The organism is Isoptericola sp. NPDC019482 (assembly GCF_040632295.1).
Classification (GTDB): domain Bacteria; phylum Actinomycetota; class Actinomycetes; order Actinomycetales; family Cellulomonadaceae; genus Isoptericola.
Map to the genome: position 1 here is coordinate 163,962 of NZ_JBEYBQ010000002.1, position 14,730 is coordinate 178,691.

Here is a 14,730-nt window from a genome sequence, read left to right on the forward strand (position 1 = left end):
GACCGGTCAGGCGAGGCGGACGACGGCGACGCCCGGGCCGTCGCCGGCGACGTCCACGCCGTCCGCGGTCGCGCGGACGGCGAGGTCGCCGTACAGCACCTCGGGTGCGGCGCCGGGCGCGAGCAGGTGTCCCGGCAGGCGCACGCCCGGCCACGGCGCACGCGCCAGCACGACGAGCACCCGCTCGCCGGGTGTCTCGCGCAGGTACGCCACCGCGTCGTCGTGCACCGCCGCCCAGCGCAGGCCGCCGTCGCGCAGGGCGCCCGACGACGAGCGCAGCGCGGACAGCCGCCGGTAGACGTCGAGCGTCGCGGCGTCCCACCGCGGGCCGCCGCCGCGCGCGGCCTGGTCCCAGGCCATCGTGGTGCGGGCGTGCTCGCCGTTCGTGCCCGTGGCGCCCACCTCGTCGCCCGCGAACACCACGGGCGCCCCCGGGTAGGTGAACAGCATCGTCGCCGCGACCTCGACCAGCTCCCGCGAGCCGACGATCGAGCGCAACCGCGGGGTGTCGTGCGAGCCGAGCATGTTCCACTGGTTCGCCGTGACGCCCCAGGGCACCAGGGCCGCGACCTCGCGCATCGTCTCCACCATCGCGGCGGCCGGGCGGCGCGGCACCGGCACGGGCAGGTCGAGGAACGGGACGTCGGAGCCCTCGGGCACCAGCCACGACCAGGCGGGGCGGGTGAACCCGGCGTAGTTCATGTTCGCGTGCCAGCCGTCGCCGGCCAGGTCCGCGGCCGCGTCGTGGAAGTGCTCCGCGACCAGCGCGCCGTCGGGCCGCTCGGCGAGGATGCGGTCGCGAAGCGCCCGCGCGACGGCGTGGGTGCGGTCCTCGCTCCCCCGCCGGCCGGTCATGTTGGCCACGTCCACGCGCCACCCGTCGAGGGCGAACGGCTCGCGCAGGTACCGCGCGATCACGGCGTCGTCCCCGGTGACCATGCGCCGCCACGTCTCCTCGGCCGCCCAGTCGAGCTTCGGCAGCGAGCCGTGCCCGAGCCAGCCGACGTAGGGGTCGCCGCCCCCGGACCGGTCGGGCCGCACGACGTCCGGCCCGCCGTCGTCCCACAGGTACAGGTCGCGCTCGGGCGACGCCGGATCCTCGAGGGCGCGGGCGAACCACTCGTGCCCGTCGCCGGTGTGGTTGGTCGTCACGTCGCCCATGAGGCGCATCCCGCGCGCGTGCACGGCCCGGGCCAGGCGCGCGTACGCCGCGTCGCCGCCGAGCAGCGGGTCGACGTGGTCGAAGGTCGCGGCGTCGTACCGGTGGTTCGACCGACCTGGGAAGACTGGCGTGAGGTACAGGGTGCGGACGCCCAGCGCCTGCAGGTGGTCGAGGTGCAGGGCGACGCCGTCGAGGTCGCCTCCGAAGAGCTGCGTGCCCGCGAGCGCGCCCGAGCCTGCGGGCTCGTCGTCCCATGCGGCGGGGACCGCCCAGCCGGGCGTCGGGCGACCGTCCGCGGCGGCGGAGCGCGCGAAGCGGTCGGGGAAGACCTGGTAGGCGAGCCCGTCGCGCAGCCACCCGGGGGCCGGGGCGTGCGTCGTGAGGCGGAAGCTCGCGGCGTCGGGCACCTCACGGTCGTGCACCCCGCGCCCGTCGAGCCAGCGGTAGCCGCCGGGCACGTCGAGGAAGAACCGGTAGGACGTCACCGGGTGGTGCACGACGACGTCGGCCGCATACCAGTCCTCGTGCGCGTCGCCGCCGTCGCGGCGGGCGGCCAGCAGGCGGGGCTCGCCGTCGCGCACGGTCCGGACGCGGACGTCGCGCACGCCCGCCCCCTTGGGCACCCGTACGCGCACCGTGACCTCGTCGCCGAGCGCCGGCGTCGTGGTCGGGGCGAACAGCGCGGAGCCGTCGTGGTGGGCCTGGTCGAGCAGCATGGATCTCCCGTCGATGGTTCTGATGGCGTACGTTCTGGGCCGCAGAACGTACGCCATCCGAACCGTCGTCCCCGCCGTGGGGACCGCAGGAGGCCGTGCGTCAGCGGCGGCGCCGCCCGATCGCCCACCCGGCGGCGAGCGCGATGGCGATCCCGACGACCTGTCCGCCGAGGATCACCCTGTTGAGGTCCAGCACCGGCTGGTAGCGCGTGCCCTCGGCCGAGACCACGAAGACGCCCAGCGGCTTGACGCGCAGCCCGTAGCCGCCGCCCCCGCCGCCGCCCTCGCCGTGCCCCTCGCCGTGGGCCTCGCCCTGCAGCTCGCCCTTGGCGTCGCCCTGTGCCTCGCCCGAGGCGTCGCCGTGCGCGGACCCGCTGCCGCGCGGTGCGGCGCCTGCCTCCGTCGTGTCGGCGGGCTCGTCGGCGGCGGCGTCGGACCCGCCCGAGCCGACGCTGAACGACCGGCGCCAGCCCGGGGCGCTGCCGTCGCCCTTGCCCTGGCCGGTGCCGCGGCCGGAGCCGCTGCCCGACCCGGTGCCGGCGCCGTTCGCGGAGCCGTTGCCGGCACCGCCGCCGGAGCCGGTGCCGATGCCGCCCCACACCTTGGCGACGGGGATGATCAGCTGGCCCTGGTGCTCGTAGGGCTCGCCGTACGCACGGCGCACGGAGAACGAGTCGTCGGCGGCGTCGGTGAGACGCGCGAGGTCCGGGGAGTAGGAGCGCGAGTCGTCGGTCATGTCGCCCAGGCTAGGACCGTGCTGTGACGGCCGCCACAAGGATCGCGGGTGGATCGCGGACGGATCCGCGCGAACCTCGTGGCGGCCGCCGGGGCCGAGCGCGGGTCAGCCCTTGACGGAGCCCGCCGTCAGGCCGCCCACGATGTACTTCTGCAGGAAGAGGAACAGCGCGAGCACAGGGATCGCGGACAGGACGGCGCCCGCGGCGAAGAGGCCCCAGTTGGCCTCGAGCAGCGACGACACCCAGCCGTACAGCCCCACGGCCAGCGTCCAGTTGGACTCCGACTGGAGCACCACCCGGGCGATGATGAACTCCCCGAACGTGCTGATGAAGCTCAGCAGCGCCACGACGGCGAGGATCGGCGTCACCAGGCGCAGGATGATCGTCCAGTACACCTGGGCGTGCGAGGCGCCGTCGATCTTCGCCGCCTCGTCGAGCTCCCGCGGCACGGTGTTGAAGAACCCGTACATGAGGAACGTGTTCACGCCCAGGGCGCCGCCGAGGTAGACGCAGATGAGCGCCAGCTTCGAGTTGAGGCCCAGTGCCGGCACGACCTCGCCGAGCGAGATCAGCAGCAGGAAGATCGCGACGAACGCGAGCATCTGCGGGAACATCTGGATAATCAGCAGCGACGTCAGCCCCAGGCGCCGCCCCGCGAACCGGAACCGGGAGAAGGCGTAGGCCGCCGCCGCGCCCATGAGCACGGTGCCCACGGCCGTCGCGACGCCGATGACCAGCGTGTTGCCCATCCAGGTCCAGAACTTCGTGTTCCCCAGGTCGGCGTAGTTCACTCCGCTGACCTGCGCGAACAGCTCGTTCGACCCCGTGAGGGTGCCGCTCGGCGACAGCGAGGCGGACACCACGTACACGATCGGGAAGACGGCGTACAGCACCGCCAGGACGCCGACGATGTGTCGCCAGCCCAGTTCGCGGGCCCAGCGACCCGGCTTCATCCGGTGCCGCAGCACCTGCTCCCCCGCGCCCGTCGCCGCGGGCGAGCTCGCGCGGTCGGTCGACGTCGTCATCAGCTCAGCTCCTCGAGCTTGCGGGTCTGGCGGAACGCGATGGCGGAGATGACCCCGACCACCACGAAGATCACGATGGACAGCGCGCTGGCGAGCCCGTAGTCACGCGGCGCGGAGCCGTCGAGGCCGGACACGTTGTAGACCATCGAGATGAGGATGTCCGTGTGCCCCAGCGGCACCGACGCGTCGTCGAACCGTGGCCCGCCGCCCGTCAGCATCTTGATCAGCGTGAAGTTGTTGAAGTTGAAGGCGAAGCTCGAGATGAGCAGCGGGGCGGTGGCCACCAGCAGCAGCGGCATCGTGATCGAACGCCACGTGCGCCACTTGCCGGCGCCGTCGATCCGCGCCGCCTCGTACACGTCACCGGGCAGCGACTGCAGGGCGCCCGTGCAGATGAGGAACATGTACGGGAAGCCGAGCCACAGGTTTACCCCGAGCACCGACAGCTTTGCCAGCCACGGGTCCGTGAGCCACGGGATCGCGGCCCCGCCCAGCAGCACCTGGTTGATCACGCCGAAGCTCTTGTTGAGCATCCCGGACCACAGCAGCGCCGCGAGGAACCCCGGCATCGCGTACGGCAGGATCATCAGCGTCCGGTAGATCTTGCGGCCCCGCAGGCGCGGGTCGTTGAAGACCATCGCCAGGAACATCCCCAGCGCGAAGGTGGTGACCACCGACAGCACCGCGAACGCGAACGTCCACAGCAGGATCTTGACGAAGGGCCCCGCGTACCGCTCGTCGCCGAACGCCGTCGCGAAGTTCTCGAAGCCCACCGTGACCCGCCAGCCCACCGGCAGCGTCTCGCCGTCGGCGGACTCGAACTGCCCCTCGTCGTTCGGCGTGTAGACCACGCCGGTCGACGTGTCGGTCATCGTGTCGGCGGTCTCGTCGTACTCCAGCACCGGCTGGAAGACGTACCCCGTCCGGGCGTCCTGGGTGCGCACCGAGCCGTCGGCGGCGTCGTCGGACACGGGCACCCGCAGCGTGGTGACCTCGTCCTGCCGCTGCAGCACGGTCGCGCGGTCGAGCACCGTCCAGCCCGGCACCTCGGTCACCGCGCCGGCGTCGATCGTCGCGTCGGGAGCCGCCGCGAGCGGCTCCTCGGCCGTGCCGACCTCCACGGCGCCGTCCTCGACGACGGCGAAGCCGAGCTCGCCGTCCCCGTCCTCCACGACCGTCAGCGGCAGCGCGGGCGAGCCCTCGACGCGACGCTCGTTCTGCACCAGGAGGGCGTCGACCGCCTGCTCCTTGGTGGAGTTGTGGCCGTCGCCGTAGTTGGTGAACGCCACGTAGCCGGTGTAGCCGACGACGTACACCTGGTAGACGAGCAGGAACGCCAGCCCCGGCAGGATGTACTTCAGCGGCAGGGAGCGCTTGGTGAAGTACACCCAGTTCGCGGCGGCGAGCAGCGCCACCATGGCCGCGAGGATGCCCCACGACCCGGCACGCCACGCGGCGAGCACGCCGAAGACGCCGAGCGCGTCCACGAGCGCGATGAGCACGAGCTTGACGGCGAAGCCGGCTCCGGAGAAGGTCCCGGAGCCGGCCTCGGCGCCCTTGAAGCGGGCACGCGACATCAGCCGAGCGCACCCTCGATGTCGGAGACCATCTTGTTCCAGGCCTTGACCGGGTCGTCGGCCTTGCCCGAGATGATGCTGGCCTCGGTGACGCCCCAGAAGGACCAGACCGAGTCCATCTCCGTGATGGACGGCATCGGCACGGCGGAGGCGCCGACCTCACGGAACCCTGCGACCAGCGGGTCCTCGGACGCCGCGTCCGCGGCCTCGACGAGCGCCGGCGGGCGGCCGCCGGCCTCGAACAGGGCCGTCTGCGCCTCGGGCGTCGACATGTAGTTGACGAGGAAGTCGTTCGCGAGCAGCGCGTTCTTGCTCTGCGCGCTCACGTAGAAGCCCTGGACGCCGACGAACGGCTGCGCGGGCTGGTCGCCGGGCGCCGGGATCGGGTCGATCGACAGCTTCATGTCCTTGAACTGCTCGAGCATCCACGGCCCGCCGATGACGAACGGCGACTGCCCCTTGGCGAACGCCTCGACCGCGATGTCGTACGAGATGTCGGTGCTGAGGTTGCCCTCCTCGCCCTGCTCGCCGAGCCAGGTGGCGAAGGCCTCGCCGTTCTCGCCGCCGAGGGCGAGCTCCGGGCGGAACGAGCCGTCTTCGTTCTGCTCGAAGACCGGGGCGCCGAACGACGTCTGGAAGGGGTAGTACGTGTACGGGTCGCCCTTGTCGCCGTCCGACTGGATGAGGAACGGGAACTTGGTGCCGGCTTTCTTCCCCGCGGCGATCATGTCGTCGTAGGTCGCCGGCGCCTCGGGGGCGAGCTCCGTGTTCCGGATGAGCGCGATGTTCTCGATCGCGTACGGCAGGCCGTAGACCTGGCCGTCCTGGGTGAACGCCTCCACCGACACCGGGATGAAGTCGCCGGCCTTGTCGCCGAGCTCGATCGGCGCGACCACGCCGTTCGCGGTGAACTTGCCGAGCCAGTCGTGGGCGCCGACGGTGATGTCGGGGCCCTCGCCGGTGGGCACCTGGGCGAGGAAGTCGGCGCGGATGTCCTCGAAGTTCTTCTGGACGATCTCGACGTCGACGCCGGACTCCGCCTCGTACGCCTCCGCGGCGGACTGGACGGCGGCCTCGCGGGTCTCGTCGACCCAGACCGTCAGCGAGCCCGAGGCCGAGGGCTTGGCGCTCGCGTCCGCGTCGGCGCTCGAGTCGCCGCTCGGCTCGCCGCTGCCGCACGCCGTCAGGGCCAGGGTGGTGGCCAGGGCCGAGGCGAGAAGGATGCTCCTTCGCATCGTGGTTACTCCCAGCTGTCATCGGTGGACGACCCACGCGACGCGCTCGTCGCGGGGCCCTTGATGCCCACAACGTACGGACCGTTGCAGCCGTATGCAAGATCTTGCGATAACTTTTCAGCAACGCGCGGCAACCAGGAGGCAGCGCGCAGGCGACCGGCGACCGTCCCGCCGGCGTCCCACCCCAGGACGAGGAGGTCCCGTGTCCCCTACGATTCCTCGGGTGCGAACCCGACTGAGCGACCTGGCGGAGCAGGCAGGCGTGTCGACGGCCACCGTGTCCCGCGTGCTGAACGGCAAGCCCGGGGTCGCCAGCTCCACCCGGCAGGCCGTGCTCGCCGCCCTCGACGTCCTCGGGTACGAGCGCCCGTCGGTGCTCCGCGGCCGCTCCGCCGGCCTCGTCGGCCTCATCGTCCCCGAGCTGACGAACCCCGTGTTCCCCGCCTTCGCGCAGGCGATCGAGTCGATCCTCGCCCAGCGCGGTTACACGCCGCTGCTGTGCACACAGGCGCCGGGCGGCACCACCGAGGACGAGTACGTGAGCACCCTCGTGGACCACTCCGTCGACGGCATCGTCTTCGTCTCGGGCCTGCACGCGGACACCCGCGCGGACCACACCCGCTACTCGATGCTGCGCAGCCAGGGCGTACCGATCGTGCTGGTCAACGGCTACGCGCCGGGGATCGACGCGCCGTTCGTCTCGCCCGACGACGCCGCGAGCGTGGACGTCGCCGTGCAGCACCTGGTCACCCTGGGCCACCGCAGGATCGGCCTCGCCATCGGCCCGGAGCGGTACGTGCCCTCGCGCCGCAAGCTCGCCGCCTTCCTCGCCGCGCTCGTGCGGCACGGCCTGGCCGACGACGAGGCGGAGGCGCGCGAGCACGTGCGCTCCAGCCTGTACACGCTCGAGGGCGGGCAGGCCGCGGCCGCCGAGCTCCTCGACGCCGGGCACACGGCCGTCGTCTGCGCCTCCGACCTCATGGCGCTCGGGGCCGTGCGGGCCGCGCGGTCGCGCGGGTTGTCGGTGCCCGACGACGTCTCGGTCGTCGGGTACGACGACGCGCCGCTCATCGCGTTCACCGAGCCGCCCCTGACGACCGTGCGGCAGCCGGTCGAGGCCATGGCCCGGGCGACCGTGAGCGCGCTGCTGACCGAGATCCAGGGCGAGCAGGCGACCCGCACCGAGCTGCTGTTCGCGCCGGAGCTGGTCGTGCGGGGCTCCACGGGGGCCGCGCCGAGGGGCTGAGAGGCGGCGTTTCGGGGATCGTTGCTGCAACCCTTGCAGCAACGCTTACACTCGACGGTCTGACACGGATCGACCGACCGTGCCGACCCCAGACCCCGATCAGGTGAGGAAGCCAGCGATGACCTCCACCCAGCCCGCCCCCGCCGCCACGTCGGCCGACCTGCTCCGCACCGGCGCCGTCGTGCACGCCGGGAGCGGCGACGCGCGGCAGTGGTGGCGCGACGCCGTGATCTACCAGGTCTACCCACGGTCGTTCGCCGACGCGAACGGCGACGGCATCGGCGACATCCCCGGCGTGACCGCCCGCCTGGACCACCTCGAGACGCTCGGCGTCGACGCCGTCTGGCTGTCCCCGTTCTACCGCTCCCCGCAGAACGACGCAGGCTACGACGTCGCCGACTACCGCGACGTCGACCCGCTGTTCGGCACGCTCGCCGACTTCGACCAACTGCTCGCCGGCGCCCACGCCCGCGGGATCCGCGTGATCGTCGACCTCGTGCCCAACCACTCCTCCGACCAGCACGTCTGGTTCCAGCAGGCGCTCGCCGCCGCCCCCGGGTCCCCCGAGCGGGCGCGGTACATGTTCCGCGACGGCCGCGGCGCCGACGGCTCGCAGGAGCCCAACAACTGGCAGTCGATCTTCGGCGGCCCCGCCTGGACCCGTGTCACCGAGCCCGACGGCACCCCCGGGCAGTGGTACCTCCACCTGTTCGACTCGACGCAGCCCGACCTCGACTGGACCAACCCCGAGGTGCGTTCCGAGTTCGAGGACGTGCTGCGCTTCTGGCTCGACCGGGGCGTCGACGGGTTCCGCGTCGACGTCGCGCACGGCATGATCAAGGCCGACGGCCTGCCCGACTGGGACGGGCACGTCGAGATGGTCGCGGGTTCGGCCGACGACACGGCCGACGAGAGCACCGGTGACGTGGACCCCGGCGCCCCCGAGGACGGCTCCACCGGCGCCGGCAACCAGGGCCCGATGTTCGACCAGGACGGCGTGCACGAGATCTACCGCGCCTGGCACCGGGTTCTCGCCGAGTACGACGGCGACCGCTGCCTCGTCGCCGAGGCGTGGGTGGAGCCGCTGAGCCGCCTGGCCCGCTACGTGCGCCCGGACGAGATGCACCAGGCGTTCAACTTCTCCTTCCTCACCACCGGCTGGGACGCCGCGGCCCTGCGCACCGTCGTCGAGGCGTCGTACCGGGCGAACGACGAGGTCGGCGCGCCCACCACCTGGGTGCTGTCCAACCACGACGTCGTGCGCCACCCGTCGCGGCTCGGCTCCGCCGACCCGTCGCTCAAGGTCAACGGCGTGTTCGCCACCGACCCGCAGCCCGACGAGGAGCTCGGCCTGCGCCGCGCCCGCGCCGCCAGCCTGCTCATGCTCGGCCTGCCCGGGTCGGCGTACCTCTTCCAGGGCGAGGAGCTCGGCCTGCCCGAGCACACCTCCCTGCCGAACGAGGTCCGCCAGGACCCGGGGCACTTCCGCACGGGCGGCGCGGAGGCCGGTCGCGACGGCTGCCGCGTGCCGCTGCCCTGGGCGGCCGACGCCCCCGGGTTCGGCTTCGGACCCGCCGGCGAGCCGTGGCTGCCGCAGCCCGCGTCGTTCGCGCGGTACGCCGCCGACGCCCAGTACGGCGTCGCGGGCTCGACGTTCGAGACGTACCGCGCCGCGCTCGCGCTGCGCAAGGCCGAGGGCCTGGGCCAGGGCGCGCTCGCGTGGCTGGACGCCTGGGCCGGCTCGCCGCACGTCGTCGCGCTGCGCAACCGCGACGTCGTCGTGCTGGCGAACCTGGGCAGCGAGACCGTGCTCCTGCCCCGCGGCGCCGAGGTGCTGCTCGCCTCCGGCCCGGTCATGACCGACCGCTCCGCCGACCCGCAGACCCGCGTCCCCGCCGACACCACGGTCTGGCTCCGCGCCTGACCGCGAGATAGAGAGCCCTGATCCGCGTGATAGAGAGGTCCCCTCGCCGAGGGGACCTCTCTATCTCGCGGGGTCAGCCGCCGCTGACGCTCAGCTCCGCCTCGCGGAGCTTGGCCTCGAACTCGGCGTCCAGGTCGCGGGAGTCGAGCCAGCCGTACGGCAGGTGCGGCTGCTTCGGGGAGCCGGCGCGGCCGCGCGGCCCCTCGGCGTCCTCGCCGGGGTAGCCCTGCTCCAGGTCGAGGGCGTCGAGGCGCTCGCGCAGCTCGGCCAGCGTGGAGACCATCGCGAGCGCGTGCCGCGCCTCTCCCCCGACGACGTAGCCCTTGAGGTACCAGGCCATGTGCTTGCGCAGGTCGCGCATGCCCTTGCCCTCGTCGCCGTCGAAGTAGTCGATCATCAGCTCGCCGTGCCGATAGATGGTGTTCGCGACCTCGCGCAGGCCGGGCCGCACGCGCGTCGTCGTGCCGTGGAACGCGGCCGCGAGGTCGGCGAAGAGCCACGGGCGGCCCTGGCAGCCGCGCCCGACGACGACGCCGTCGGCCCCGGTCTCTTCGACCATGCGCAGCGCGTCCTCGGCGGACCAGATGTCGCCGTTGCCGAGCACCGGGACGCCGCGCACCTCCTCCTTGAGCCGCGCGATCGCGGTCCAGTCGGCCTGGCCCGAGTAGTACTCCGCGGCCGTGCGGGCGTGGAGCGCCACCGCGGCGACGCCGAGCGACTCGGCGATGCGGCCGGCCTCGAGGTAGGTGAGGTGGTCGTCGTCGATGCCCTTGCGCATCTTCACGGTGACGGGGACGCCGTGCGGCTCGGCGGCCTCGACGGCGGCACGCACGATGTCGGTGAAGAGCTGCCGCTTCCACGGCAGCGCGGAGCCGCCGCCCTTGCGCGTCACCTTGGGCACGGGGCAGCCGAAGTTGAGGTCGACGTGGTCGGTCCGGTCCTCGCCCGCGATGATCCGCACCGCGGCACCGACGGTGGCCGGGTCGACGCCGTAGACCTGGGCGGAGCGCGGCGTCTCGTCGTCGCCGAACGTCACGATCCGCAGCGACTCGACGTTCCGCTCCACGAGGGCGCGGCTGGTGACCATCTCCGCCACGTACAGCCCGGGGTCGTAGCCCTGCGACGCCCCGGCCTCGCGGCACAGGGTGCGGAACGCGCGGTTGGTGACGCCGGCCATCGGGGCCAGCACCACCGGGGTGTCCACGGTGATCGGCCCGATCTGCAGCGGCGGCAGGACGCGCTCGGCGGCGGGCACGTCCGCGCCGAGGTCGCCGGACGCGGGCGTGCTGACAGGATCGAGGGTGGAAGTCACGTCCCCCATTGTCGCAAACCACCGCCGGGCCCCCGCGGTCAGGTTCGTCACCCCCGCCCGCCCGGCCCCGCAGGGGTGGTCAGAGCCAGCCGTTGTCCTGCGCGATCCGCACGGCCTCGGCCCGCGTCCGCGCGCCCGTCTTGCCGATCGCGGCGGACAGGTAGTTGCGCACGGTGCCCTCGGAGAGGAACGCCTCCGCCGCCACCTGCGCGACCGTGCCGCCGTCGGCCGCGAGGGCCAGCACGTGCCGCTCGCGCTCGGTGAGCGGGCTCGCCCCGACGGCCAGGGACGCGACGGCGAGCTCGGGATCGACGGCGCGCAGCCCGGCGTGCACGCGGCGGACGGCGTCGGCGAGCTGCTCGGCGGGCGTGTCCTTCACGACGAACCCGCTCGCGCCGGCGTCGAGCGCGCGGCGCAGGTAGCCGGGCCGGCCGAACGTGGTCACGACGAGCGAGCGGCACGCCGGCAGCTCCCGGCGCAGCGCCGCGGCGGCGGCGATGCCGTCGAGGCCGGGCATCTCGACGTCCAGCAGGGCGACGTCCGCGGCCGACGACCGCGCGGCGTCCAGCACCTCGTCGCCGCGGCCCACCTGCGCCACGACCTCGAGGTCGGCCTCCAGGTCGAGGAGGGCGGCGAGCGCGCCGCGCACGAGCGCCTGGTCGTCGGCGAGCAGCAGTCGGATCACGGGGCGATCCTGGCATCCGACGGGGCCGCGTTGCCGCGCACGGTCACGGCGAGGCGGAAGCCGCCGAGCGCGCCGGGCCCCGTCTCGAGCACGGCGCCTGCCTGCCGGGCACGAGCGGCGAGCCCCGCCAGCCCGTGGCCGCCGTCCGGGGGCTCGCCGGGGCGACCGCGGCCGTCGTCCTCCACGACGAGCGTGTCGGCGGTGACGGTCACGACCACGCGCGACGCGCCCGCGTGCCGCAGCACGTTGGTGGTGCCCTCGCGCAGCACCCACGCGAAGAGCTCACGGTGCTCGGCGGGGACGCCGTCGACGGCGCCCGGCAGCTCGGCGACGATCCCGGCGGCGTCCAGGGCCGAGCGTGCCGCGGCCAGCTCCCCGACCAGCGACACCTGGTGGGACCCGGCGACCATGCCGCGCACGTCCGTGAGCGCCCCGCGGGCGAGGTCCTGGATGTCGGCGACCTCCCTCGCGGCGCGCTCCTCGGGCGCGGTGGCCGGTGCGTCGGCGGCGCGCAGCAGCTTCGCCGCCAGCTCCGCCTTGACGGAGATGACGGTGAGCGAGTGGCCGAGCACGTCGTGCATGTCGCGCGCGATGCGCTCGCGCTCGCGGGCGACGGCGAGGTCGGCGAGCTCCTGCTGCGCGGCGATCAGGCGCCGGTTGCGGTCGATGACCTGGGTGAACCCGTACACGGCGGCGCTCGCCAGCACGACGGCCAGCGCGTTGCCGTCCTCCGTCGACCAGCCCGGCAGCACCCGCGGCAGGACGAGCATGACGACGATGCTCGCCGCGAGGATCCACAGCGGGGCGCGCCCCCCGAGCGAGTAGATCGCCGTGACACAGACGAAGACGAGGCCGACGAGGCCGTGCTCCTGCGCGGCGAGGCACGACAGTGCGACGCACGCCGTCTGGACCCCGATCAGGACGACGGCGGCGCGGCGCGGCACCCGGCCCCGGCGCTGCAGCGTCAGGACCGTCCCGGCGAAGACCCCGCCCACGCCGAGCACGCCGAGCACCCCGACGACGCGCAGCGCCACGGTCTCGGCGTCGAGCGCCGCCGAGAAGGGCTCGGCGAGGAAGACGACCCACACGACCGACACGAGCAGCCCGATGCGGCGCCGCGCCCAGGGCGGAGCGCCCGGCGTGGCGGCAGCGGCGGGGTCGGGCGTGGCGCTGCCCGCGGGCCCGGCGGACGGCACGGTGGGGGACGTCGAGGTCACGTCCCCCACCGTGCCACGCCCGGGTAGGCGGCGGGCCTGGACGTTCACACCCGCGCCGTGTCCTTGCGGAACCGCCAGGCGGCACCCGCGGCGAAGATCGCGGCCCAGGCGACCACGTTCACGACGGCCGCGGGCCCGAGGTCGCCCCCGAGCGGCGCGTGCACCAGCGCGGCCAGCCCGTACGTGGGGAAGAACTGCGCCACGGTGGCCCACCAGCCGTCGCCGAGTGGGACGAACAGGCCGCCGGCGAACGAGAGCAGCGCGAGCAGCGGGCCCAGGATCTGCATGACGTTCTCCGCAGGCAGGAGATAGCCCATGAACAGGCCGAACGCCGCGAACACGAGGGAGCCCACCCAGGCCAGCAGGGCGCACAGCGCCCAGGCCCCCGCCGACATCTGGGCCCCGGTGAAGGCCGCGACGACGAGCGTGAGGGCGACGGAGGCCGCGCCCAGCACCATCGAGCCGGCGACCTTGACCGCGACGTACGCGGCCGGCCGCAGCGGTGTCAGGCGCAGCTGCCGGGTCCAACCCTGGGCACGTTCCACGGAGACGCTCGCCCCGCCGCCGGTCGCCGTCACCATGGCGCCGTACAGCGCCATCGAGACGGCGATCCACCCGGTGACGTTGCCGTTCCCCGTGCTCTGGTTCGCGTAGTCGCCCTGCAGCCCGAAGATCAGGAAGAGGACGGGCGGCATGACCGTCGAGAAGATCAGGGTGCGCCGGTTGCGCAGCGAACGGCGCAGCTCGAGGGCCAGGTAGGTGCGCACCGCGGCCGAGGTGCGGATGCGTGGCCGCGCGGCACGGGTCGTCGTGACGGCCGGCGCCGCGCCGGCGGTCGAGGTGGTGGCGCTCATCGGGTGGCTCCGTCGGTGATCCGGGCGGCGCCGGGCGCCGCGGTGGTGGTGAGGGCGACGAACGCGTCCTCGAGGTTCTCGGAGGCGACCTCGAGGTCGCGGGCGGCGGTCTGCGTGAGCAGGAACCGGGCGACGACGTCGGAGTCGGGCGTGCGCACCACGAGCCGCGCGCCGCGGTGGTCGATCGCGTCGACCGCGGGGAGCTCGCGCAGCCGGGCCGCGACCGCGGCGCGGTCGCCGTCGTCGTCGATCCGCGCGCTCACGGTGCGGCCGGACGCGAGGCTCCGCACCTCGGCGGTGGAGCCGTCGGCGACGACCCGGCCCTGGCTGACCAGCACGACGCGGTCGGCGTACGTGTCGGCCTCCTCCAGGTAGTGCGTGGCGAAGACGACGGTGCGGCCTGCGGCGGCGTCGGCGCGGATGGCGGCCCAGAACTCGCGGCGGCCCTCCACGTCCATGCCGGTGGTCGGCTCGTCGAGGAGCAGCAGGTCGGGCTCGCTGACCAGCGCCATCGCGAACCGGAGGCGCTGCTGCTGGCCGCCGGAGCACTTGCCCACCATGCGGTCGGCGAGGTCGGCGATGCCGGCACGCTCCAGGTACGGCACGGGCGACCCGGTGCGGCCGAACAGCGCCGCGGTGAGGGCGACCGTCTCGGCCACGGTGATGTCGCGCAGCAGGCCACCGGTCTGCATGACGGCGGCCACGCGGCCGGCGGCGATCGCGTCGGCCGGGTCGGCGCCGAACACCTGCACGGTGCCGGAGGTGGGGGCGCTCAGCCCGAGGACCATGTCGATCGTGCTGGTCTTGCCGGCGCCGTTGGGGCCGAGGAAGGCCACCACCTCGCCGGGGGCGATCTCCAGGTCGATGCCGTCGACCGCCCGGACGGGGCCGGCGGGCGACGGGAACTCCTTGCGCAGCCCGCGCAGGCTCAGCGCGGGGGTGCTCTCTGTGTGCGGGGCGGTCGTCGAGGTCATGCGTCGATCGTCGTCGTCCGCCGCCCTGACCTGCAGGGTCGCCTGTCACGACGTGGCCATGACATC

12 protein-coding genes are annotated in these 14,730 nt (G+C 73.8%); 2 read left to right on the forward strand and 10 right to left on the reverse strand.

What is annotated here, in order from left to right; genetic code table 11:
- Positions 1-6: 6 nt before the first annotated feature.
- From ABZ493_RS02725 to ABZ493_RS02745, 5 genes are all read right to left on the reverse strand, one after another.
- Positions 7-1,878: a glycoside hydrolase family 13 protein gene (locus ABZ493_RS02725; RefSeq protein ID WP_430580642.1), complete on the reverse strand. Its 1,872-nt coding sequence runs from the start codon at positions 1,876-1,878 to the stop codon at positions 7-9.
- Positions 1,879-1,978: 100 nt separating this feature from the next.
- On the reverse strand, positions 1,979-2,614 hold the full coding sequence (locus ABZ493_RS02730; protein WP_430580643.1) for a hypothetical protein: 636 nt from the start codon (positions 2,612-2,614) through the stop codon (positions 1,979-1,981).
- Positions 2,615-2,719: 105 nt separating this feature from the next.
- Positions 2,720-3,568, reverse strand: coding sequence for a sugar ABC transporter permease (locus tag ABZ493_RS02735; protein WP_430580724.1), 849 nt, complete (start codon positions 3,566-3,568; stop codon positions 2,720-2,722).
- A gap of 71 nt (positions 3,569-3,639) precedes the next feature.
- Positions 3,640-5,217 carry an ABC transporter permease subunit gene (locus ABZ493_RS02740; RefSeq protein ID WP_430580644.1) on the reverse strand — a complete coding sequence of 526 codons (1,578 nt, stop codon included), beginning with the start codon at positions 5,215-5,217 and terminating at the stop codon, positions 3,640-3,642.
- Positions 5,217-6,452: a maltose ABC transporter substrate-binding protein gene (locus ABZ493_RS02745; RefSeq protein WP_430580645.1), complete on the reverse strand. Its 1,236-nt coding sequence runs from the start codon at positions 6,450-6,452 to the stop codon at positions 5,217-5,219. The genes ABZ493_RS02740 and ABZ493_RS02745 overlap by 1 nt, the downstream gene beginning before the upstream one ends.
- A 223-nt stretch (positions 6,453-6,675) precedes the next feature.
- Here ABZ493_RS02745 and ABZ493_RS02750 point away from each other — a divergent pair, with 223 nt between their 5' ends.
- Positions 6,676-7,698, forward strand: a complete 1,023-nt coding sequence (locus ABZ493_RS02750; RefSeq protein WP_430580646.1) for a LacI family DNA-binding transcriptional regulator — start codon at positions 6,676-6,678, stop codon at positions 7,696-7,698.
- A 118-nt stretch (positions 7,699-7,816) separates the two neighbouring features.
- The gene (locus ABZ493_RS02755; RefSeq protein ID WP_430580647.1) at positions 7,817-9,622 is read left to right on the forward strand and encodes a glycoside hydrolase family 13 protein; all 1,806 of its coding nucleotides are present in this window, start codon (positions 7,817-7,819) and stop codon (positions 9,620-9,622) included.
- 73 nt (positions 9,623-9,695) lie between these two features.
- Here ABZ493_RS02755 and dusB read toward each other — a convergent pair whose 3' ends face one another.
- The 5 genes from dusB to ABZ493_RS02780 all read right to left on the reverse strand — a co-directional run bounded on the left by dusB (position 9,696) and on the right by ABZ493_RS02780 (position 14,664).
- The gene (dusB, locus tag ABZ493_RS02760; RefSeq protein WP_430580648.1) at positions 9,696-10,943 is read right to left on the reverse strand and encodes a tRNA dihydrouridine synthase DusB; all 1,248 of its coding nucleotides are present in this window, start codon (positions 10,941-10,943) and stop codon (positions 9,696-9,698) included.
- A gap of 70 nt (positions 10,944-11,013) precedes the next feature.
- A complete protein-coding gene (locus ABZ493_RS02765) occupies positions 11,014-11,619 on the reverse strand; it encodes a response regulator transcription factor (RefSeq protein ID WP_430580649.1) in 606 nt (201 codons plus the stop codon).
- Positions 11,616-12,836, reverse strand: a complete 1,221-nt coding sequence (locus ABZ493_RS02770) for a histidine kinase (protein ID WP_430580650.1) — start codon at positions 12,834-12,836, stop codon at positions 11,616-11,618. The genes ABZ493_RS02765 and ABZ493_RS02770 overlap by 4 nt, the downstream gene beginning before the upstream one ends.
- 44 nt (positions 12,837-12,880) lie before the next feature.
- Entirely contained in the window at positions 12,881-13,690 is an 810-nt protein-coding gene (locus tag ABZ493_RS02775; protein ID WP_430580651.1) for an ABC transporter permease, read from the reverse strand.
- Positions 13,687-14,664: an ABC transporter ATP-binding protein gene (locus tag ABZ493_RS02780; RefSeq protein WP_430580652.1), complete on the reverse strand. Its 978-nt coding sequence runs from the start codon at positions 14,662-14,664 to the stop codon at positions 13,687-13,689. The genes ABZ493_RS02775 and ABZ493_RS02780 overlap by 4 nt, the downstream gene beginning before the upstream one ends.
- Positions 14,665-14,730 lie beyond the last annotated feature (66 nt).

Bases quoted from the DNA above. Each gene is read 5' to 3' on its own strand.
- ABZ493_RS02740 (WP_430580644.1), bottom strand. From the start codon at position 5,217: ATGTCGCGTGCCCGCTTCAAGGGCGCCGAGGCCGGCTCCGGGACCTTC.
- ABZ493_RS02725 (WP_430580642.1), bottom strand. From the start codon at position 1,878: ATGCTGCTCGACCAGGCCCACCACGACGGCTCCGCGCTGTTCGCCCCG.
- ABZ493_RS02730 (WP_430580643.1), bottom strand. From the start codon at position 2,614: ATGACCGACGACTCGCGCTCCTACTCCCCGGACCTCGCGCGTCTCACC.
- ABZ493_RS02755 (WP_430580647.1), top strand. From the start codon at position 7,817: ATGACCTCCACCCAGCCCGCCCCCGCCGCCACGTCGGCCGACCTGCTC.
- ABZ493_RS02780 (WP_430580652.1), bottom strand. From the start codon at position 14,664: ATGACCTCGACGACCGCCCCGCACACAGAGAGCACCCCCGCGCTGAGC.
- ABZ493_RS02775 (WP_430580651.1), bottom strand. From the start codon at position 13,690: ATGAGCGCCACCACCTCGACCGCCGGCGCGGCGCCGGCCGTCACGACG.
- ABZ493_RS02735 (WP_430580724.1), bottom strand. From the start codon at position 3,568: ATGAAGCCGGGTCGCTGGGCCCGCGAACTGGGCTGGCGACACATCGTC.
- dusB (WP_430580648.1), bottom strand. From the start codon at position 10,943: ATGGGGGACGTGACTTCCACCCTCGATCCTGTCAGCACGCCCGCGTCC.
- ABZ493_RS02745 (WP_430580645.1), bottom strand. From the start codon at position 6,452: ATGCGAAGGAGCATCCTTCTCGCCTCGGCCCTGGCCACCACCCTGGCC.